General features: G+C 64.0%; 19 protein-coding genes. 16 read left to right on the top strand and 3 right to left on the bottom strand.

Features of this window, described 5'->3' with window-relative positions; translation table 11 throughout:
- Positions 1–167 precede the first annotated feature (167 nt).
- Genes HHA01_RS09995 through HHA01_RS09970 form a run of 6 tightly spaced genes read left to right on the top strand, consistent with a single transcriptional unit; the run spans position 168 to position 5196 of the window.
- Positions 168–935: a DUF3450 domain-containing protein gene (locus HHA01_RS09995; RefSeq protein WP_307725349.1), complete on the top strand. Its 768-nt coding sequence runs from the start codon at positions 168–170 to the stop codon at positions 933–935.
- Positions 932–2326, top strand: a complete 1395-nt coding sequence (locus HHA01_RS09990) for a MotA/TolQ/ExbB proton channel family protein (protein WP_141320272.1) — start codon at positions 932–934, stop codon at positions 2324–2326. The genes HHA01_RS09995 and HHA01_RS09990 overlap by 4 nt, the downstream gene beginning before the upstream one ends.
- Complete coding sequence (locus tag HHA01_RS09985; RefSeq protein ID WP_141320270.1) at positions 2307–2843, top strand: MotA/TolQ/ExbB proton channel family protein; 537 nt, start codon at positions 2307–2309, stop codon at positions 2841–2843. The genes HHA01_RS09990 and HHA01_RS09985 overlap by 20 nt, the downstream gene beginning before the upstream one ends.
- The gene (locus HHA01_RS09980) at positions 2836–3240 is read left to right on the top strand and encodes an ExbD/TolR family protein (protein WP_141320268.1); all 405 of its coding nucleotides are present in this window, start codon (positions 2836–2838) and stop codon (positions 3238–3240) included. Before HHA01_RS09985 ends, HHA01_RS09980 begins: the two co-directional genes overlap by 8 nt.
- Positions 3240–4043, top strand: coding sequence for an energy transducer TonB (locus tag HHA01_RS09975; RefSeq protein WP_141320266.1), 804 nt, complete (start codon positions 3240–3242; stop codon positions 4041–4043). The genes HHA01_RS09980 and HHA01_RS09975 overlap by 1 nt, the downstream gene beginning before the upstream one ends.
- A gap of 4 nt (positions 4044–4047) precedes the next feature.
- Positions 4048–5196 (top strand): tetratricopeptide repeat protein, encoded by a 1149-nt coding sequence (locus tag HHA01_RS09970; RefSeq protein WP_141320264.1) that lies wholly within the window; start codon positions 4048–4050, stop codon positions 5194–5196.
- A 5-nt stretch (positions 5197–5201) separates the two neighbouring features.
- On the opposite strand, the gene xthA is transcribed toward HHA01_RS09970, so the two are convergent.
- Both xthA and HHA01_RS09960 read right to left on the bottom strand, forming a co-directional pair.
- Complete coding sequence (gene xthA, locus HHA01_RS09965; RefSeq protein WP_141320262.1) at positions 5202–6035, bottom strand: exodeoxyribonuclease III; 834 nt, start codon at positions 6033–6035, stop codon at positions 5202–5204.
- 2 nt (positions 6036–6037) lie between these two features.
- Entirely contained in the window at positions 6038–6286 is a 249-nt protein-coding gene (locus HHA01_RS09960) for a hypothetical protein (protein ID WP_141320260.1), read from the bottom strand.
- Positions 6287–6434: 148 nt separating this feature from the next.
- Between HHA01_RS09960 and HHA01_RS09955 the strand changes: the two genes are divergently transcribed.
- Both HHA01_RS09955 and dinG read left to right on the top strand, forming a co-directional pair.
- Positions 6435–7709 carry a DEAD/DEAH box helicase gene (locus HHA01_RS09955; RefSeq protein WP_141320258.1) on the top strand — a complete coding sequence of 425 codons (1275 nt, stop codon included), beginning with the start codon at positions 6435–6437 and terminating at the stop codon, positions 7707–7709.
- 223 nt (positions 7710–7932) lie between these two features.
- Entirely contained in the window at positions 7933–10077 is a 2145-nt protein-coding gene (gene dinG, locus HHA01_RS09950; RefSeq protein WP_141320256.1) for an ATP-dependent DNA helicase DinG, read from the top strand.
- Between the two features lie 78 nt (positions 10078–10155).
- Here the strand turns inward: dinG and HHA01_RS09945 are convergent, their stop codons facing one another.
- On the bottom strand, positions 10156–11235 hold the full coding sequence (locus HHA01_RS09945) for a 3-deoxy-7-phosphoheptulonate synthase (protein WP_141320254.1): 1080 nt from the start codon (positions 11233–11235) through the stop codon (positions 10156–10158).
- Between the two features lie 391 nt (positions 11236–11626).
- Between HHA01_RS09945 and rpoE the strand changes: the two genes are divergently transcribed.
- The 8 genes from rpoE to era all read left to right on the top strand — a co-directional run bounded on the left by rpoE (position 11627) and on the right by era (position 20229).
- Complete coding sequence (gene rpoE / locus HHA01_RS09940) at positions 11627–12232, top strand: RNA polymerase sigma factor RpoE (protein ID WP_141320252.1); 606 nt, start codon at positions 11627–11629, stop codon at positions 12230–12232.
- Between the two features lie 195 nt (positions 12233–12427).
- Positions 12428–13189, top strand: a complete 762-nt coding sequence (locus tag HHA01_RS09935; protein ID WP_141320249.1) for a sigma-E factor negative regulatory protein — start codon at positions 12428–12430, stop codon at positions 13187–13189.
- Between the two features lie 62 nt (positions 13190–13251).
- Complete coding sequence (locus tag HHA01_RS09930; RefSeq protein WP_246053875.1) at positions 13252–14199, top strand: MucB/RseB C-terminal domain-containing protein; 948 nt, start codon at positions 13252–13254, stop codon at positions 14197–14199.
- A gap of 157 nt (positions 14200–14356) precedes the next feature.
- Positions 14357–15775, top strand: coding sequence for a DegQ family serine endoprotease (locus HHA01_RS09925; protein ID WP_141320245.1), 1419 nt, complete (start codon positions 14357–14359; stop codon positions 15773–15775).
- Between the two features lie 182 nt (positions 15776–15957).
- On the top strand, positions 15958–17778 hold the full coding sequence (gene lepA / locus HHA01_RS09920; RefSeq protein ID WP_141320244.1) for a translation elongation factor 4: 1821 nt from the start codon (positions 15958–15960) through the stop codon (positions 17776–17778).
- Positions 17779–17793: 15 nt separating this feature from the next.
- A complete protein-coding gene (gene lepB / locus HHA01_RS09915; RefSeq protein ID WP_141320242.1) occupies positions 17794–18600 on the top strand; it encodes a signal peptidase I in 807 nt (268 codons plus the stop codon).
- Between the two features lie 43 nt (positions 18601–18643).
- Complete coding sequence (gene rnc, locus HHA01_RS09910; RefSeq protein WP_141320240.1) at positions 18644–19327, top strand: ribonuclease III; 684 nt, start codon at positions 18644–18646, stop codon at positions 19325–19327.
- Positions 19328–19329: 2 nt separating this feature from the next.
- Positions 19330–20229, top strand: coding sequence for a GTPase Era (era, locus tag HHA01_RS09905; RefSeq protein ID WP_141320238.1), 900 nt, complete (start codon positions 19330–19332; stop codon positions 20227–20229).
- The last annotated feature ends 40 nt before the right edge of the window (positions 20230–20269 follow it).

Raw genomic sequence — 20269 nt, 5'->3', positions numbered from 1 at the left:
ACGACTCGGTCAAGCGCCTTCGGGGCGCGCCGATGAGCCTCAAGGCCGGCCCTTCCCCCAGCGGAGGGCCGGCCTTTTTGTGGGCCGTAATCGTTAACAAGGTATTGATAATTATTCTTGTTTGTTTTAGCGTATCGATCGTTCAGCGCACCTTTCGGGAGACGAGCGTGCACACCATACCACCATGGATTCGCTGGGGAGTTGCCGGGCTTGCCATGAGCCTGGCGGCCTCGGCACCAGCCCAGTCATCACTGCAGGATGAGGTGCTCGAGGCACAGCGCACCCAGGCCGAATTGCAGCAGCAGATCGATAATGCCGACAAGGCCGTGCGCGAACAATTGCGCGAGCTGCGTCAGGTTCGCCAGGACACCCGGCGACTACAGACCTACAACGAGGCGTTGGCGCCGGTCGTGGAACGCCTGGCGAAGAGGCTGAAGGAGCGTCGTTCCGGCTTCGAAACGCTGGCCGAAACCCGCGAGGCCATGCCCGGGGTAATGCGCGACATGGTCGAACGCTTGCGCCGTTGGGTGGAGGAGGATATGCCCTTCCTGCGTGACGAGCGACTGGCCCGGGTCGCTTCCCTCGAATCAACCCTGTCGGCCGTCGATACCAGCAGTGCCGAAAAACTCAAGCGCGTACTCGCTGCCTGGCGCGCCGAGCTCGATTATGGTCGGGAACTGGACGCCTGGCGCGGCGTGCTACCGGGTGATAGCCAGCGTGAAGTCGACTTTCTGCGCCTGGGGCGTGTCGGCTGGTACTACCTGACGCCGGACGGTCAGCAGGGTGGTGTCTGGAAGGCTCAACAGGGCGAGTGGCAGAGCCTTGACGAGTCGGCCCTGGCGGAAGTCCGCAAGGGGCTGCGCATCGTGCGCGAGCAGCGTGCACCGGCGATGCTGGATCTGCCTGTGTCGCAACCGCTGGAGGACGCCTCATGAGCCGCCTCAATTCCCTCTTTGCTGCCCTGAGCCTGGCGCTCCTTGCCGCCTTGCCGACGAGTGATGGCATGGCACAGTCTGGCCAGGAACCACTGCAGACCTTCCAGGCTGAGCGTGAGGCGGCCGAGGCCCGTGATCGTCAACGCCTCGCCGAGCTGGTGAATGACCGCGCCGCCCTCGAGGAAGCACTGGCAAAGGCCCGGGCCGAGCTGGAAGCTGCCCGTCAGCGTCGCGAGACACTCGAATCCCGGCAGCAGTCACGCCAGAGTGAGTTGCAGCAGCTCAATGAAAGTATCGAGGAGCAGGGCGGCGACCTCGGCCCGGTCTTCAACGAAGTGGCCGGTGTCAGTGGCGAGTTGCGTGATGCGCTGGGACGCAGCTGGCTGGCCCTGGGGGCTCGGGCATCCCTGCCGCCGCGCCTGGAGGACGACGGCGTGCTGCGCACCCGTCAGGTCGAAACACTGGCCGACAGCCTGATGGGCTTGACCCGTGAAACGGCCCGCATCACTCGGCTCGAAGCGCCAGTGGCCGGCCAGGATGGTCAGCGCCAGGAGCAGCCGGTGATTCGTGCCGGCGGCCTGCTGGCTTTCAGCAATGGCCACCTCCTGCAGCGTGGTGATGACGGGGCGTTATCGGTAGTCGAACATACGCCAGAGGGCGTATCTCAACGTCTCAGTGCCTTTCAGGCGGGTGATGGGCAAACGATTTCTCTGGACCCGACCGATGGCCAGGTGCTCGAAGCCCTGGCGCAACAGCCGACCCTGGTGGAGCGTTTTCAGCAGGGCGGCGCCGTGGGTTATGTGGTTGTAGCTCTGGGTGGCCTCGGCCTATTGGTGGCGGTACTGCAGTATCTGTATCTGCTGCGTGTCACGCTGACGCTCAAGCGTCAACTGAGTGACCTGCAGTCACTGCGTGATGACAACCCGCTGGGACGAGTGCTGTCGCGTTTCCATGCGCTCGGTGCGGGACATGCCCCGGAGGCGCTGGAAGCCCGGCTCGATGAGGCCATGCTCGCCGAACAGCCGCGCATCGAGCGCGGCCAGTCACTGGTCAAGATGCTGGCGGCGGTGGCGCCGCTGCTCGGTTTGCTGGGTACGGTCACCGGCATGATCGTGACCTTCCAGTCGATTACGGTCTTCGGTACCGGTAATCCCCAGCTGATGGCGGGTGGCATCAGTCAGGCACTGGTGACCACCGTGCTGGGCCTGATCACGGCCGTGCCGCTGCTCTTCGCGCATACCGCACTGTCGAGTCGTAGTCGCTCGCTGATCGGCATCATGGAAGGGCGTGCCAGTGCCGTGCTGGCCGATCGTCTCGAGGCCGACCAGGCCGCTCAGGCCGATTCCGCAGCCGCATCAGGTGTCAAGCGTCATGCCGATGCCCTGGCTTGACCCCCTCTTCCGACTGGTCGAGGCCGGTGGCCCGGTGCTGGTGGTCATCGCCGGCGTAGCGATGCTGCTGTTCTCGGTGGCGCTCGAGCGCTGGTGGTTCTATCGCTTCCACTACCGGCCGGCGCGCCAGGTGCTGGTGCGCCACTGGGTCGAGCGCGACGATCGTGCCAGCTGGAGCGCGCTGACGCTGCGCGAGGTCTGGGTCAGGGAACTGATCGCCTCCCTGCGTGGCCCCTTGCCGTGGCTCAAGCTGCTGGTGGTGATCTGCCCGCTGCTCGGTTTGCTGGGTACGGTCACCGGCATGATCACGGTGTTCGACTCGCTCTCGGTGAGCGACGTCAACCAGGCCCGGGCGATGGCCGATGGCGTGGCCAGAGCGACACTGCCGACCCTGAGTGGCATGGCCGTCTCGGTGGTGGGTTTGCTCATCATTACTCGTCTGGAACATATCATCCGGCGTGAGGATCAGCGGTTGCATGACCGTCTTGCCCGGGCCGCGGAGGATGCCAATGCGTAGACGTCGATTCGCCAGCATGGAGGAGTCCAGTGAGGTCAACCTGACCCCCATGCTGGACGTGGTCTTCATCATGCTGATCTTTTTCATCGTCACCACCAGCTTCATCAAGGAAAGCGGGGTCGAGATCGAGCGTCCCGAATCCAGCGCGGCATCCCCGCGGCCCGATGTTCAGGTGCTGGTGGCGATCACCCCGGAAGGGTCGGTCTGGGTCGATGGCGAGCCGGTGGACATACACCGCGTCGGGCCGACCGTGGCCGACATGGTCAGTGACCAGGGTTCGGTGGTCATACAAGCGGATCGTAAGGCCGCTACCGGGGTCTTGATTGAGGTCATGGATCGCCTACGCGAGGCGGATGTGGATCAGGTGGCCGTGGCCGCGCAGCGGAGTGGTGACTGATGTTGCGTCGCGCGCTTGCTCTGGTCGTCGGCTCGGCGCTGGCACTGGGGCTCTTCATGCTGCTGGCGCTGCTGGTGGTGCCCCCACAGCCCGAGCCTGAACGACGTGTCGAGGCCATGACGTTGAGCATGGTCGAAGCCCCTCAGTCGCCTGAGCCCACTCAGTCGGCTGCTTCCAGTGCGCCAGCGCCGCCGCCCAAGGCCACCGCGACACCGCCGCCGCAACCGGCGCCAGCGCCCAGCGTCAGCAGCGAGATCGCGCTCCCCGAACCCGAACTCGAGCCCATGGAAACGCCGGATGTACCTCTGGATGCATCCTTGCCCGAGCTTCAGGAAACACCGCCTGAGCCCGAGCCGGAGCCACAACCCGAACCACAACCCGAACCACAGCCCGAGCCGCAGCCAGCCCCCGAGCCGACTTCACAACCTTCTCCCGAAGCGACACCGGAGTCCTCGGCTCAGGCCGTATCAGGCTCGGCCGAAGCCAGCGACGCGGCCAGTACCGCTGCCTCGGCAGCCAGCTCCAGTGAGCCGGTGGATGTCGGGAGTTCGGCGAAGGTCACCCGCCGCGGCAAGCCGGCCTATCCCTCGCGCGCCCAGCGTCGCGGCATCGAGGGGCATGTGGTGGTGCAGTTCCTCATTCGCCCGGATGGTAGCGTCAAGCCTGGCAGTGTCGAGGTCATTGAGGCCGACCCGCCGCGCATGTTCGACCGGGCGGCGCGTCGTTCGATCACCGATTGGCAATTCGAGGCCAGCGGCCAGACGCGCCGTGCCCGCCAGCGCTTCGATTTTCAGTTGAGGTAGCCACATGCGTCATGCCGTCAATCTGACCCTGGTACTGGGCCTGTTGGCCGGGCTGTCGGCCCCTGCTGCGGTGGCAGCACCGACCCTGTCCGGCGGCATCATCAACGACCTCCAAGCCCTCGAGTCGAGCCTGGCCAACGGCGAGCTCGCCGCTGTCGAACGCCAGGCGAGGCGTCAGGCCGATCGGCTGGCCGGCGGTAATGCCTCGGACCGCTGGGCGCGAGCCCTCTACCTTCAACTCGCGGCCAATGCCGAGGCCCGTCAGGGTAATGAGGGCACCGCCGCCGGCCTGCTGGCCACGGCGCGTGCCATCCGCGGTGTCGAGCCGGCTCAGGCCGATCGCTGGTTGCGTCAGGAGGCCGGGCTGCGCGCACGGCTGGGCGAGCATGAGCGCGCCGCTGAGCTGCTGGCCGATTGGTTGCAACGCCATGCCGCCGATGGGCAGGACCAGTGGCTGATGGCCCAGCTCGAGGCCGAGGGCGACGACTGGAAGAGTGCCGCCGACTGGGCGCAGCGTGCCCTGGAGAATAGCCGCGAGCCGTCCCGACAGCGGCTGGCGCTGGCGGCCACGGCGCTGCAGAAGGCCGGCCGGCAGGCAGCCGCACTCGAGGTGATCGAGCGTCAGCTGGCAGGCGCGCAAGATGATCCGGATGCCTGGCGGCGCGCTGCGGGCCTGGCCCAGCGCCTGGGCGATCCGGGACGCGCGGCGGCACTCTGGGAGACGGCGTGGCGCAAGGGGGTGCTCAGCGGCGCCGATGATCTGCTGCAACGCATCAAACTGCATCTGGCCGCCGGCACGCCGGCGCGTGCCGCGGAAATCCTCGAGCAGGCGCTGTCTCGAAAGACCTTGCCGGACACCCTCGAACATCGCCGCCTGCTGGCTCGGGCCTGGCATGCGGCGCGCGACCGGCAACAGGCGCTGGCCGCCTGGCGTAGGGTCGCCGAACGCAGCGGGGCGGCACAGGACTGGTTGCGGCTGGGCCAGATCGCCACCCAGTGGGGCCATCTGGAGGTGGCCCGCGATGCACTGGGGCGTGCCCGGCAGGGCGGTGCCAGTGAAGCCGCGGAGTGGCTGGCCAGCCTGCCCGAAAAGCATGACGCGGGCCGCCCGTCCCGCGCCGGCTCCACTGGCGAGGCGTCACCGGATACCTGAGCGCCTCAGCTCAGGTTGAATTCGGTCCACACCGGCGCGTGGTCGGAGGGCTTTTGCATGCCGCGCAACTCGTAGTCGATGCCGGCATCCGCGACCCGTTCAGCCAGGGAATCCGTGGTCAGGATGTAATCGATGCGCAGGCCGCGCTTGGGCTCGCGGTCGAAGCCCTTGGAGCGATAATCGAACCAGCTGAAGCGGTCATCGACCTGCGGGTGACAGCGGCGATAGCTGTCCTCCAGGCCCCAGGCCTTCAGGGTGCTCAACCACTCGCGCTCTTCCGGCTGGAAACTGGTCTTGCCTTCACGCAGCCAGCGCTTGCGATTGGACTCGCCGATGCCGATGTCGATGTCCGCCGGCGAAATATTGAAATCGCCCATGATGGCGAGCCGTTCGTCGGCGCTGTGGTGGCTGGCCAGCAGTGAATTCAGCTGTTCGTAGAAGCGCCGCTTGTGGGGAAACTTGACCGGGTGGTCGATGCTCTCGCCCTGCGGGAAATAGCCGTTCCAGACGCTCAGGGCCTCGCCATCGGCGGTGCGCAGGCGCACCCCGATCATGCGCCGCTGGGCATCCGCTTCGTCATCGGGGAAGCCGTGCATCACCGCCTCCGGCTCGGTCGGCAACTGCTCGCGACAGCACATCAGGGCCACGCCGTAGTGACCCTTCTGGCCGTGATAGAAGACCCGATAACCCAGGGCCTCGACGTCCGCGACGGGAAACTCGCTGTCCTGAACCTTGGTTTCCTGAAGGCCGATCACCGCCGGGCGGTGGCTTTCGACCAGTGCCTCCAGCTGGTGAAGGCGGGCGCGGATTCCGTTGATATTGAAAGACACCAGGCGCATGGTCAGTCGTCCTCGTTCGAGCGGTCAGGCGTGCGGCGTTCGGGATGAATGGCAATCTGCTGGCCGGATTCCTGGCGTGTCTGCTTGCGCGCCGCCTGGGCCTTGCGCTGCTGACGCTTCTTGCTCACGAAACGGCGAGACGAGCCCACCTCATCCGGGTTCTCGTGACGCCATTGCTTGTAGTCCTTGCGTCGACCGGTGCGGATCGTCACCTTGTCGGACAGTGAGCGTGTCTTCTTTCGTCGTGTCATGACGCATGACTCCTCGGTTGAAGAGCATATTCTATCAGGCCCCGGGGAAGCGTCGACAGCCAGGGACGCGCCCTACAAGCGCGAGAACTGATACAATGGTCCTTTGTGTCACGCATCCATCCACAACACGGACGAGACAGCACAGCCTATGAGCGAGTCGGAACAGACCACAGCACCGGCCCAGAACCGCAAGCCCAAGCGTCGCCGTCGCAAGCCGCGCCGCCGCCAGTCGAACTGGGACCTCCGCCAGTTCCAGGTGCCCGCGGTGGCGGGCAAGTGGCGATTCCATGACTTCGATTTGCCGCTGCCGCTGATGCGCGCCATTCACGCCCAGGGATTCGAGTACTGCACTCCGATCCAGGCCGAGGCGCTGAGCAACACCCTGCTGGGCGGCGACATGGTCGGCAAGGCACAGACCGGCACCGGCAAGACCGCGGCCTTCCTGATTTCCATCCTGACCTACTTCCTCGAGGAGCAGGCGCCGGATGGCCAGAAAACCGGGGCACCGCGCTCGCTGATCATCGCCCCGACCCGTGAACTGGCGCTGCAGATCGAGAAGGATGCCAAGGCCCTGGCGCGTTTCACCAAGCTGAATATCGCCAGCGTCGTCGGCGGCATGGATTACCAGAAGCAGCGCGATGCCCTCGACAAGAAGCTGGACCTGCTGGTGGCCACGCCCGGCCGGTTGCTGGACTTCCACGAGAAGCGTGATGTCGACCTGTCACAGGTCGAGGTGTTGGTGCTCGACGAAGCCGATCGCATGCTGTCCATGGGCTTCATTCCCGACGTCAAGCGCATCATTCGTCACACGCCGAAGACAGCGGAGCGTCAGACCTTCCTGTTCTCGGCGACCTTCACCGACGACATCCTCAACCTGGCCGAGCAGTGGACCCAGAAGCCGGCCCACGTGGACATCGAGGTGACCGTCGACAACGCGGCCGACATCGACCAGCGCGTCTACATGGTCGGTGACGACGACAAGCAACGCCTGCTGGTCAAGCTGCTGCAGCAGGAAAGCTTCGATCGTGTCATGGTATTCGGCAACCGTCGCGACCTGGTGCGCAAGCTGAACGACCTGCTGCGCAAGGCCGACATCAACGTGGCCATGCTCTCCGGCGACGTGCCGCAGAAGCAGCGCATCACTACCCTGGAGCAGTTCCGCGAAGGCGAGGTGCAGGTGCTGGTGGCCACGGATGTGGCAGGGCGCGGCATTCACATCGAGGATGTCAGCCACGTCATCAACTACACCCTGCCCGAAGACCCCGAAGACTATGTGCACCGCATCGGTCGCACCGGTCGCGCCGGCGCCAAGGGCGTGTCGATCAGCTTCGTGGGTGAGGAAGACGCCTTCTCGCTGCCCGAGATCGAGCGTTACATCAACGACAAGCTGCCCTGCGAGCATCCGCCGGAAGGGCTGCTGTGATTCAGCTGTAAGCTATAAGCTGCAAGCCGGGAAGAAGGAAGAAGCGGCTACGCCGCTTGAAGAATGATGATTGGGGCTGAATGAGCCACTGGTAAGCGGCGACGGGGACAGGCCAGAGCGGAGGTCCGATTCCAGGGATGGAATCGGTAGCGCCCAGGGATGGGTTCACAGCGCCTCCGCGTCGGCCTGTCGCCGTGCAAGCCGCCCTTGTGTATGGGTGAATATGCTTGACGAGGTCCTGAAGGACGAGATCCAGACCGCTTACCGCCGTGTTCTCGAGGGCCTCGAGTTGACGCCGCGTTACGGCCAGCGGCTGATGATTGCCGAGATTGCCCGCACCCTGGCCGGTATCGAGTCCGATGGCGAGGGACGGCGCACCAGCGACGAGCATGTCTGCGTGCTGGAAGCCGGTACCGGCACGGGCAAGACCCTGGCCTATCTGCTGGCCGCCTTGCCGGTGGCCAAGGCACGCGGCAAGCGCCTGGTCATCGCCACCGCCACCGTGGCGCTGCAGGAACAGGTGCTGCACCAGGACCTGCCGGCCCTCAAGGCGCACAGCGGTCTGTCCTTCGACTATGCCCTGGCCAAGGGACGCGGCCGCTATGTCTGTGTCTCGCGCCTCGATTCGGCCATGGAAGGGGGCGAGGACAATCCCACCCTGTCGATGTTCGAGCAGTCACTCGACAGCGGCGGCGATGACTTCCAGAAACTCGTGAAGTCCCTCGGCGAAGCCTACGGCAACGGCCGCTGGGAAGGCGATCGCGACAGCTGGCCGGAAGCCATCGACGATAGCCACTGGCGCAAGCTCACCGTGGATCACCGCCAGTGCACCAATCGCCGCTGTGGCCACTTCGGTGCCTGCGCCTTCTTCCGGGCGCGCCGGCATCTGGACAATGCCGATATCATCGTCGCCAATCACGACCTGGTACTGGCCGATCTGGCACTGGGCGGCGGGGTCGTGCTGCCGGACCCGGGTGACTGCCTGTATGTCTTCGATGAAGGGCACCACCTTCCCGACAAGGCCATCAACCACTTCACCCACCGCTTCGCCGTGGGCGGAAGCCTGCGCTGGCTCAGCACGCTCAAGAAATCCCTCTCCGAACTCAACCAGCAGCTCGGCCAGCAACAGACGCTGGCGCGCCTGCTGTCCACGCTGCCCCAGGCCATCGAGGCACTGGAGCCGCGTCTGGGCGAGGTCTTCTCGCTGGGGCATCAGCTCGCCGGACGGCCGGAAGGCCTCAATGACAGCGAAGACGGCGCCCAGCATCGCTTCGAGATGGGGCGGGTGCCCGAGGCCATGCGCGAGGCCGCCGAGGCACTGGTGACCATCTTCGGCGAACTCTCGCGCAACCTGGAATCGATGAGCGATATCCTGCGCGAAAGCCTCGATCCCGAGAAATCGACGGGTCTGCCCCGCGAACAGGCCGAGCCCTGGTTGCCGCTGGTGGCGCTGTTGCATGGCCGTGCCCTGGAAGCCCATGCCCTGTGGCAAGCCTTCGCCGAGCCCGATCCGGCGGACGAGCCGCCACGGGCGCGCTGGCTGATACTCGAGCGCTTCGGCGGCGAGCCCGAACTGACCTTCTCGGCGAGCCCCGTCTCGGCGGCCCACACCCTGGCCAGGTCGTTGTGGGGACGCTGCCATGGGGCGGTGGTGACGTCCGCGACGCTGACCGCGCTGGGGCGCTTCGAACGCCTCCAGGAGCGCGCCGGCCTGGCCAATCGTTATCGCTATCAGCGCCTGCCGAGCCCCTTCGACTACTCACGCGCCGTGCTCAGCGTGCCGCCCGAAGCCGTCGATCCGGCGGATCGCGACGGCCACGAGCGCGCCATCGTCGACTTCGTCGAAGCCCTCGGCGAGACCGAGGCCGTGCTCATGCTGTTCTCTTCGCGAGCCCAGCTGCGCGGTGTCGAGAAGGCCCTGAGTCGAGAGCGGCGCGACCGCGTGCTGGCCCAGGATCGCCTGCCCAAGCGCGAGCTGGTGGAACGCCATCGCGAACGGGTGGACAAGGGGGAGGGGAGCATTCTGTTCGGCCTGGCGAGCTTTGCCGAAGGCATCGACCTGCCCGGCGAGTACCTGACCCATGTGGTCATCACCCGCCTGCCGTTTGCCGTGCCGGATGACCCGGTAGGGGCGACCCTGGCCGAATGGATCGAGAGCCAGGGCGGCAACCCCTTCATGCGCATCAGCGTACCGGACGCCTCGATCAAGCTGGTTCAGGCCTGCGGCCGCCTGATTCGCAAGGAAGCCGACGAGGGGCGCATCACGCTGCTCGACCGTCGCGTCCTGACCCGGCGTTATGGCCGGGCGCTGCTCGACGCCCTGCCACCCTTCACGCGGGAAATCGACGGCGTGCGCCAGTCGTCCTGACCCCGGCCCCACAACGACACTCGCCCCGCAAGGCCGGGGCGAGGTCGGAATGCCATGCTGCGGAGAGTCGCTGGCGGGTCAGTCGTTGTGGCGGCGTGCCGCCAGGGTCTCGGCCAGCTTGTCGTTCATGGTTCTGAAGGCGTCCACGGTGGCCTCCCAGTCGATGCAAGCATCGGTGATGGAGACCCCGTAGGTCAGCTGGCTGATATCTGCCGGGATCTTCTGCTTGCCCCAGCCCAGGTTGGACTCGACCATCAGCCCGATGATCGAGCGATTGCCCTCGAGCAGCTGGTTGGTGACGTTCTCCAGTACCAGCGGCTGCAGGCCCGGGTCCTTGTTGGAGTTGGCGTGGGAGCAATCGATCATGATGTTGGGCTCGACCCCGGCGGCCTGCAGTTCCTGCTCGGCGAGTGCCACGCTGACGCTGTCGTAGTTGGGCTTGCCGTTGCCGCCGCGCAGCACCACATGGCCGTGGCGATTGCCCCGGGTACGGATGATGGCCACCTGGCCGCTCTGGTCGATGCCCAGGAAGTTGTGCGGGCTGGCCACGGACTGCAGAGCGTTGACGGCGACATCCAGGCTGCCGTCGGTGCCGTTCTTGAAACCGACCGGAGACGACAGGCCGGAGGCCATTTCACGATGGGTCTGGGATTCGGTGGTGCGCGCGCCGATGGCCGACCAGCTGATGCAGTCCTGCAGGTACTGCGGGGAAATCGGGTCGAGCGCCTCGGTGGCCAGCGGCAGGCCCAGCTCGGCGAGGTCGACCAGCAACTGGCGCGCCTTGTGCAGGCCTTCCTCGATCTCGAAGGAGCCGTTCAGGTGAGGGTCGTTGATCAGGCCCTTCCAGCCCACCGTGGTGCGCGGCTTCTCGAAATAGACCCGCATGACGATGTACAAGCTGTCCTTGACCTCATCGGCCAGCTGGCGCAGGCGTCGCGCATAGTCCATCGCGGCCTCGACGTCATGAATCGAGCAGGGGCCGACGACCATCAGCAGGCGGGGGTCACGGCCCTCGAGGATGTTCTGGATGGTCTCGCGTCCCTCGATCACCGTGCGTTCGGCTTCGCCCCCCAGTGGAATGGCCTGCTTGAGTTCCGACGGGGTGATGAGGACATCCTCGGCGAGGACGTTGAGGTTGTTGACCTGTTGTTCGGACATGTTGCTACCTGTAGGTGTCAGCGCTGTTGGTGAACCGGGCTCGGTATTCTGAATGGTACCTACTATCGCCCGCGAGCCGTGTAAATTCAATCGTCTGGAACCCTTGAAGCGAAGGGTTGTCTGAGCGGCGCAAGGGCGGTTCGGGGCCACCGGCTTGATGAAAGCCCCTGAAACAGGAACACTTGTGTCCTTTTTGACAGGCTTCCTGTTCTGACAGCCCCCCGACACCGGAAAGCTGGCGCTTCTACAGGCTTTCCGGTGTCGGGGGGCACATGATGATATGGTACCCAGCGGCCAGGGCTTCAGGTTGACAACTATGCACGCAACACCCATTCCAGCACTTTGCCAGCTTCTGGCGCTTCGACATTCTTCCAGCCCGGGGAGGCCTTGAATGGGCACGACTCGGGAGACCGATCAGCAGCTTGTCGAACGGGCCCAGAAAGGGGATACCCGGGCCTTCGACCTGCTGGTCAAGAAATACCAGCACAAGATCATCGGCCTGATCGGACGCTATGTCCACGATCATGCCGAGGTGCAGGATGTGGCCCAGGAGGCCTTCATCAAGGCGTATCGGGCGCTCGGCAAGTTTCGCGCCGATAGCGCCTTCTATACCTGGATGTACCGCATCGCCATCAATACGGCCAAGAACCATCTGGTGTCCAAGGGTCGTCGGCCGCCGGGCAGCGACATGGATATCGCCGATGCCGAGGTGATGGACCACAGCGGCCGTCTGGCCGATATCGAGACCCCCGAGGCATCCATCGCCAGGGACCAGCTGCAGGCCGCGGTCTTCGAGGCCATCGAAGGTCTGCCGGAAGACCTGCGCACGGCGATCACCCTGCGTGAGTTCGATGGCCTGTCCTATGAAGATATCGCCAACATCATGGAATGCCCGGTCGGAACGGTACGCTCGCGCATCTTTCGGGCCCGGGAGGCGGTGGATCAACATATCCAGCCGCTGGTCACCACGGCTCGCAACCAGGAGTCCGTTACCTGATGAGGGCAAATTGCATGGTTTTTGTCGATTTACTGAACTGTCGCGGCTTTGTGACGTCATATGCGGTGACCGGCCTGTTTGCGATGGAGCAGAGGCTTCCCGGAAGTGCCGGCCTTTGCGGGCCGGACGCCGGACGAGCGGGCTTCCAATGGATGCAAGGCGGGCCAGCCTTGAAGAGTGTGAGGGTGTGAAGAGATGAGTCAGAACGCACGGGAATCGCTTTCCGTACTGATGGACAACGAGGGTGATGAACTCGAGTTGCGTCGTGTACTGAAATCCCTGGACGACGAACCCGATGTTGCGGATGCCTGGCGTCGCTACCACCTGATGCGCAGCATGCTGCGTCATGAGTCGGACGTCGATACCAGCACCGATCTCTCCGCAGGTGTCATGGCACGCCTGGCGGAGGAACCGCTGCCGGCATCCGAGCCGACTCCGGCATCGCGACGTTCCATGCCGCTGGCACGTAGTGCCGGTGTGGCCGCGGCGGTCTCGCTGATGGTCATTACCGGCGTACAGTTCTACAACGGGGCTTCGCCTCTGGGCGGCGAGGCAGGGGCTCCCCTGGCGAGCGGTGACAACGCCTCCTCGGCCGGCAGCACCACAACGGCCGGAACGGCGAGCCTGGCCAGCCAGGGTGGCGCGTCCGTGGCCAGCCTGTCGGCACCCTCCGCCAACAGTGGTGCGGTTCCAGCCAATCAGGGCCCCTCGCTGTCCGACCTGCCCATGTTCCAGTCCTCGTCGGCTACCAACAGCGGCCTGATGACGGTCGGTGCCGAGGCGTATCCGATGATGATGCCATCGAGCCAGCGTCAGTCGCGGCGCCTGGATCAGCAGCAGGCGCGTTTGTTGCAGTCCTATCTGGATCGTCATGCCGAGGGTATGGCCAGTAGTGGCATGGATTCCTGGATGCCGATGCTGCGCTCCACCGGAAGCGAGTCACTGGGGCAGCGCTAATGTGGCAGTGGGGCACTCGGTCAAGCCGCTGGCGCCTGGCTGGCGCCATACTGGCAGGTATCATGGCCTGGCCGGCCATGGCACAGCAGGCGCCGGACGACAAGGCAGCCGCACTGCAATGCGCCAGCCTGGACGAGCGTGAGGCACCGGCATCGGCTCAGGAGTGGTTCACGCGCAGCCGACTGGCCAGCCATTGTTATATTTATCAGGCACGGGCGGTGCACATCGGTGGCTCCGGGGTCAGAACCCTGGCGATTTCCCATGATGTTCAACAGGGGCTGGAGCAGGAGGTGGCACGCTATCTGGATGGCCCGCCGGTAGTCCATGAGCGCCAGGGTGGCATCGTCCACCCGGCCGATGCCACCAGCGCGGCGGCCGCCCTGGCCAGTACCGAGTCGGTTAATGCCCTTTACCGGCTGAGCATGGCGGGGAACGCCAGGATTGCCGGTCGCACGGCGCGCATCCTCGAGATCGAGCCGCTGGATGATCAGCGTTATGGGCGGCGCCTGTGGCTGGATGTCGAAACCGTGCTGCCCCTCAAGCAGATGTTGCTGGACGAGCGGGGACGTGCCATCGAAACCTTTCAGATTACCGAGCTGCGTGATCCCAGGCTGTATCATGGCGATATCAAGGCGTCCTCACCTACAACGCCGTCACGTGACGCCGCCTGGCAGCCGGGTTGGCTGCCCGAAGGCTTCGAGCCGCGTGCCGTCCCTGAGGAAGCGTTCAGCGAAGGGGCCGGCGATCAGCAGTTGTATGGTGATGGTCTCGCCACTCTGAGCTTGTTCGTCGAGACGATCTCGGGGCAGCAGCTGCTCAAGCCGGGACTGCATCGTCTCGGCGTGTCTCATGCGGCCGTGCTTCATCGCAAAATGGGCGGCGAACCCCGGCAAGTCGTCGTGCTGGGTGAAATGCCGCCTGGCGTGCTGCAACGCGTTGCGGAATCCGTCGAGTGGCAGGGCGGGCAGAACACGACTGCGCTCAGTCAGGACAGTCGCGCTTCGCCCTGACTGTCGCTCGTGACTTTTGTAAACACCCTCTCAGGTCGCCTGCCACTCCGCAGCGCGGAACCTTTGCCGATCACTGTTGTTCATACAGGGTGGCTTAGTGTAACAGCGAGCCATTTTCCCTAAACCCAGTCATTCAATCCTGTCACAGGAGCCTTTAATGATACGCATGTCGCGCTACCTTGCCCTGTGCATGCTGCTTGGTCTGACATTGGTGGTCAGTCAGTCGGCCATGGCCCAGAAGCTGCCAGATTTCACGCAATTGGTGGAAAAGGCGGCGCCGGCGGTCGTCAATATCTCGACCTCGCGGGAAATACAGAGTCGCAGCAACCCGTTCAACCAGTTCGGTGGCCAGGAGCTGCCGGAGTTTTTCGAGCACTTCCTGCGCAAGCGCTTTGGCGAACAAATGCCCATGCCGCCTGGCAACCAGGGGCGCAGTGAAAATCGACACTCCCTCGGCTCGGGCTTCATCATCAGCCAGGACGGTTACATCATGACCAATGCCCATGTGGTCAAGGGAGCCGACGAGATTCTCGTGCGCCTCAACGATGGTCGTGAGCTCAAGGCCGAACTGGTCGGTGCCGATGCCAAGACCGATGTCGCCGTGCTCAAGGTCGATGCCAAAGGTTTGCCCACGCTCGAGCTGGGTGACTCGGAAGACCTCGAGGTGGGGCAGTGGGTCGCCGCCATCGGTTCACCCTTCGGTCTGGATCACTCGGTCACCGCCGGCATCATCAGTGCCATGGACCGGACGCTGCCGCAGGATGTCTATGTGCCCTTCATCCAGACGGATGTGGCCATCAACCCGGGCAACTCCGGTGGGCCACTGTTCAACCTGGAGGGTGAGGTGATCGGCATCAATTCGCAGATCTTCACCCGCAGTGGTGGCTACATGGGGCTGTCCTTCGCGATTCCCATCGACGTGGCCATGGACGTGGCGAAACAGCTACGTGATGACGGCTCCGTCAGCCGCGGCTGGCTGGGCGTGATGATTCAGCCGGTATCCCGCGACCTGGCCGACTCCTTCGGCATGGATTCGCCCAAGGGTGCCCTGGTGGCCGACCTGGACCCCGAGGGCCCGGCCGCCCGTGATGGCCTCAAGGCAGGCGATGTGATCCTCGAGGTGGATGGCCAGGCGGTCGACAAGTCCAGCACCCTGCCGCGTCTCATCGGCAGCGTCTCTCCGGGTGACGATGTCGAACTGAGTGTGCTGCGTAATGGCGAACGCCAGACGATCACGGTCACGGTCGGCGAATGGCCAGAGAGTCAGCAGGCCGGAGGCGGTGATGACACGGCACCGGCACGCCTGGGCATTGCGGTTCAACCGCTGCAGCAGGGCCAGCATGATGAAGCCGTCGACAATGGCGTCCGTGTCGTCAATGTCGAGCCCGGTAGTGTCGCGGCCGAAGCCGGGATTCGCGCCGGTGATATACTGGTCAGCATCGGCGAGCACAGCGTGGAGAGCCCTCAGCAGCTTGGTGAGCTGATCGGCAAGTTGCCCGAGGATCGCTCGGTGCCGGTGCGCGTGTATCGTAATGGCCACTCCTACTATGTGGCCCTGCGCCTGACTCAGGAGTGACAAGGGCCCTGATGCCGGCTCTGGCATCATGATGTGACTCGCAACCCGACGGCTTTGTCCGTCGGGTTGCTGTATCTGTGGGGCTCATCCCGCTACAATGCCGCCATCTCACACGACGCGTCGGCCCGAGATAGTCATTCACCGGCTGTACACCGACGCGTTCATGAAACGGATAACCCTGAATGGCAGACATCGATAACCGTAAAGTAATCAACGGGATACGGAATTTCTCGATTATCGCGCACATCGACCACGGCAAGTCGACCCTGGCGGATCGTCTGATCCAGGTCTGTGGCGGCCTGACCGAGCGCGAGCTCAAGGAACAGGTACTCGACTCGATGGATCTCGAGCGTGAGCGGGGCATCACCATCAAGGCCCAGTCGGTGACGCTGGATTACCACGCCCGGGATGGCAACGTCTATCAGCTCAATTTCATCGATACGCCCGGCCACGTCGATTTCTCCTACGAGGTGTCGCGCTCGCTGTATGCCTGTGAAGGCGCCTTGCTGGTGGTCGATGCCGCCCAGGGCGTGGAAGCCCAGTCCGTCGCCAACTGCTATACCGCCATCGAGCAGGGGCTCGAGGTTCTGCCGGTGCTGAACAAGATCGACCTGCCCCAGGCGGATACCGCCAAGGTGAGCGAAGAGATCGAGGAGATCATTGGCCTCGACGCCACGGATGCCTGCCAGGTATCGGCCAAGAGCGGCCTCGGCGTCGATGAACTGCTGGAACGCCTGGTGCGTGACATTCCGCCCCCCAAGGGGGATCCCGACGCGCCGCTTCAGGCCCTGATCATCGACTCCTGGTTCGATAACTACCTGGGCGTGGTCTCCCTGGTGCGTATCTTCGACGGTACCCTGAACAAGCACGACAAGATTCGTATCACCTCGACCGGTCGCGACTGGGTGACCACCGAGGTAGGGATCTTTACGCCGCAGCGTCGCCAGACCGGTGTGCTGCGGGCCGGCGAGGTCGGCTTCATCGTGGCCGGTATCAAGGACATCCAGGGTGCCCCCGTGGGCGACACCATCATCCATTCCAGGACACCGGACGTACCCCGCCTGCCGGGCTTCCAGAAGGTCAAGCCGCAGGTCTACGCCGGCATGTTCCCGGTCAGCTCCGATGACTACGAAGAGTTTCGCGACGCCCTGGAAAAACTGGCACTCAATGATGCCTCCCTGGACTATGAGCCAGAGAACTCCGATGCCATGGGCTTCGGCTTCCGGGTCGGCTTCCTCGGCACCCTGCACATGGAGATCATCCAGGAGCGGCTCGAGCGCGAATACAACCTGGACCTGCTGACCACGGCCCCCACGGTGGTCTATGAGCTGTCCATGAAGACCGGCGAGCTCGAGTATGTCTCCAACCCCTCCAAGCTGCCCGACATGGCCGATGTCGAGGAAATGCGCGAGCCGGTGGTGCGGGCCAGCATCCTGGTGCCGCAGGAATTCGTCGGCAGCGTGATCGCCGAGTGCGAACAGCGTCGCGGCACCCAGCTCGACATGCTGTTCCTGGGCAATCAGATTCAGTTGACCTATGAGCTGCCGATGTCCGAGGTGGTGATGGACTTCTTCGATCGGCTGAAGTCGCTGTCCAAGGGCTATGCCTCGCTCGAGTACAACTTCGAGCGCTTCGAACCCGCCAACCTGGCGCGGCTCGATATCCTCATCAATGGCGACCGGGTCGATGCGCTGGCGGTGATCATACACCGTGACCATGCCCATCCACGCGGACGGGCGCTGGTCGAGAAGATGAAAGAGCTGATTCCGCGCCAGATGTTCGACGTGGCCATCCAGGCCGCCATCGGCGGACACGTCGTGGCGCGTTCCACCGTCAAGGCACTGCGCAAGAACGTCACGGCCAAGTGTTACGGTGGTGACACGACCCGCAAGAAGAAGCTTCTCGAGAAGCAAAAGGCAGGCAAGAAGCGCATGAAGCAGGTCGGCCGGGTAGAGATTCCCCAGGATGCCTTCCTTGCTGTACTCAAGGTGAATGACGACTAAGGAAGGACGCGGACAATGGATTTTGCTCTTCTGCTGGTCATTGCGGTGGCCGTGACCGGCGTGATCTGGCTGCTGGATGCGCTCTTCTGGCGCCCCGCACGGCGCCAGCGCCTGGCCGACAGCGCCGAATCGGGCGAACTCGAGAAAATGTCGCCCAAGGCGCGTGAAAAGGCGCTCAAGGACCCCTGGCCGGTAGATTACGCGCGCTCGTTCTTCCCGGTGCTGCTGGTGGTGCTGTTGCTGCGCAGCTTCCTGGTCGAGCCCTTCCAGATTCCTTCCGGCTCGATGCGGCCCACCCTGACCGTGGGAGATTTCATTCTCGTCAACAAGTTCAGCTATGGCCTGCGGCTGCCGGTGGTGAATACCCAGCTCGTCGAGCTGGGCAAGCCCGAGCGCGGTGATGTCATGGTGTTTCGCTTTCCCAAGGACCCCGGAGTGAATTTCATCAAGCGTGTCGTGGGACTGCCGGGTGACGAGATCCGTTACCAGGACAAGCAACTCTACGTGAACGGCGAACCTGTGCCCAAGCAGTTGCTGGAAACCGGTCCGGAGCGGGCGCCGGAGGAATTGTTGCTGAAAGAGCAGCTGGGCGATGTAACGCATAAAATCTACAATAACCCCCATGCCCCGGGGCCGCAGATGCGTAGCGTCGAGGTGCCGGAGGGTCACTATTTCGTGATGGGAGACAACCGCGACCACTCCAATGACAGTCGATACTGGGGCTTTGTCCCCGAGGAGAACGTCGTGGGCAAGGCCTTTGCCGTGTGGATGCACTGGAATGGCGGTCTACCGAGTTTCACCGAAGTGCGAGGTATCCATTGAGATGCCGACAACAGCACCGCTGTCAGAATAAAGCAGGAGTTCCGTGAGTAATTCCCTCGATATCTTCAGTCGACGCATCGGGCATCAGTTTGCCCAGCGCGAACTGCTGGAACTGGCCATGACGCACCGCAGTTACGGTGGCCGCAATAACGAACGCCTGGAGTTCCTGGGCGATTCCATCGTCAATTTCGTCATCGCCGAGGATCTTTTCCAGCGTTTTCCGAAAGCCCGGGAAGGCCAGCTTTCGCGCCTGCGCGCGCGCCTGGTCAAGGGGCAGACGCTGGCCGAGCTGGCCCGCGAAATGGAATTCGGCGAGTGTCTGCGGCTGGGCTCCGGCGAGATGAAGAGCGGTGGCCATCGCCGCGACTCGATACTCGCCGATGCCGTGGAAGCCGTGATCGGCGCCATCTATCTCGATGCCGGCATGGAAACGGCCCGCACCCGGGTTCTGTCCTGGTTTGCCGAACGCCTGGAAATGATCAACCTCCAGGACACCCAGAAGGACCCCAAGACCCGACTCCAGGAATTCCTGCAGTCCCGCCAGGTCGCCTTGCCGCGTTATGACGTGATCTCCGTGGAAGGTGAAGCGCATGCACAGACCTTCACGGTAGAGTGTCATGTCGAGGTGCTCGACGAGCATACTCAGGGCATCGGCTCCAGCCGTCGCCATGCCGAACAGCAAGCCGCCGAACAAGCCTTGACGCAGCTCGAGAAGAGAGGAACCTGAGCATGTCCCAGACCTGTGGCTTCGTCGCCATCATGGGCCGCCCCAACGTCGGCAAATCGACGTTGATGAACCATATACTCGGCCAGAAGATCTCGATCACCTCGCGCCGTCCACAGACCACGCGCCATCAGGTCATGGGGATCAAGACAGAGGGTGACGCCCAGTTCATCTATGTCGACACGCCCGGCATTCATACCCTCGAGAAGGACCGCGACAAGGCCATCAACCGCTTCATGAACCAGGCGGCCACCCAGGCCCTGCGTGATGTCGACTGTGTCGTCTTCATCATTGATCGCACCCGCTGGACACCGGAAGACCAGGTCGTCCTGGAGCGCCTGGCGACCGTCAAGGCGCCGGTGATCCTGGCCGTCAACAAGGTCGACCGGATCAACGACAAGTCGACCCTGCTGCCCTGGCTCGAAGAGGTCAGCGGGCGCCGCGAATTCGCCGCCATCGTGCCCGTCGCCGCCAAGCACGGCACCAATGTCGCCGAGCTGGAAGCCGAAGTGGCCAAGCACCTCCCCGAGAGCGTGCATTTCTTCCCGGACGACCAGGTCACCGACCGCAGCCTGCGTTTTCTCGCCGCCGAGCTGGTCCGCGAAAAGATCATGCGCCAACTCGGCGATGAACTGCCGTACCAGATGACGGTGGAGATCGAAGAGTTCCGCGAGGAAAGCGAGATCACGCATATCAGCGCGCTGATCATGGTCGAACGCCAGGGCCAGAAGAAGATCCTGATCGGGGACCGTGGCGAGCGCATCAAGAACATCGGTCGCGACGCGCGGCTGGAGATGGAACGCGTGGTCGGCACCAAGGTCATGCTCAACCTCTGGGTGAAGGTGAAGCGGGGCTGGTCCGATGACGACCGAGCCCTGAAGAGTCTTGGCTATGATTTAGACTGATCGGGGGTGAGGAGTGAGGAGTGAGGGGTTAGAAGTCAGG

Origin of the sequence: Halomonas halmophila (assembly GCF_006540005.1) — a bacterium.
Taxonomy (GTDB): domain Bacteria; phylum Pseudomonadota; class Gammaproteobacteria; order Pseudomonadales; family Halomonadaceae; genus Halomonas; species Halomonas halmophila.
This window is presented reverse-complemented; position numbering and strand designations above follow the sequence as displayed.

Coding starts and splice junctions, on each gene's coding strand:
- lepA (WP_141320244.1), top strand. CDS start 15,958: ATGGCAGACATCGATAACCGTAAAGTAATCAACGGGATACGGAATTTC.
- HHA01_RS09960 (WP_141320260.1), bottom strand. CDS start 6,286: ATGACACGACGAAAGAAGACACGCTCACTGTCCGACAAGGTGACGATC.
- era (WP_141320238.1), top strand. CDS start 19,330: ATGTCCCAGACCTGTGGCTTCGTCGCCATCATGGGCCGCCCCAACGTC.
- rpoE (WP_141320252.1), top strand. CDS start 11,627: ATGGGCACGACTCGGGAGACCGATCAGCAGCTTGTCGAACGGGCCCAG.
- HHA01_RS09985 (WP_141320270.1), top strand. CDS start 2,307: ATGCCGATGCCCTGGCTTGACCCCCTCTTCCGACTGGTCGAGGCCGGT.
- HHA01_RS09975 (WP_141320266.1), top strand. CDS start 3,240: ATGTTGCGTCGCGCGCTTGCTCTGGTCGTCGGCTCGGCGCTGGCACTG.
- HHA01_RS09955 (WP_141320258.1), top strand. CDS start 6,435: ATGAGCGAGTCGGAACAGACCACAGCACCGGCCCAGAACCGCAAGCCC.
- HHA01_RS09970 (WP_141320264.1), top strand. CDS start 4,048: ATGCGTCATGCCGTCAATCTGACCCTGGTACTGGGCCTGTTGGCCGGG.
- HHA01_RS09945 (WP_141320254.1), bottom strand. CDS start 11,235: ATGTCCGAACAACAGGTCAACAACCTCAACGTCCTCGCCGAGGATGTC.
- HHA01_RS09930 (WP_246053875.1), top strand. CDS start 13,252: ATGGCCTGGCCGGCCATGGCACAGCAGGCGCCGGACGACAAGGCAGCC.
- HHA01_RS09990 (WP_141320272.1), top strand. CDS start 932: ATGAGCCGCCTCAATTCCCTCTTTGCTGCCCTGAGCCTGGCGCTCCTT.
- HHA01_RS09935 (WP_141320249.1), top strand. CDS start 12,428: ATGAGTCAGAACGCACGGGAATCGCTTTCCGTACTGATGGACAACGAG.
- dinG (WP_141320256.1), top strand. CDS start 7,933: ATGCTTGACGAGGTCCTGAAGGACGAGATCCAGACCGCTTACCGCCGT.
- HHA01_RS09980 (WP_141320268.1), top strand. CDS start 2,836: ATGCGTAGACGTCGATTCGCCAGCATGGAGGAGTCCAGTGAGGTCAAC.
- lepB (WP_141320242.1), top strand. CDS start 17,794: ATGGATTTTGCTCTTCTGCTGGTCATTGCGGTGGCCGTGACCGGCGTG.
- HHA01_RS09925 (WP_141320245.1), top strand. CDS start 14,357: ATGATACGCATGTCGCGCTACCTTGCCCTGTGCATGCTGCTTGGTCTG.
- xthA (WP_141320262.1), bottom strand. CDS start 6,035: ATGCGCCTGGTGTCTTTCAATATCAACGGAATCCGCGCCCGCCTTCAC.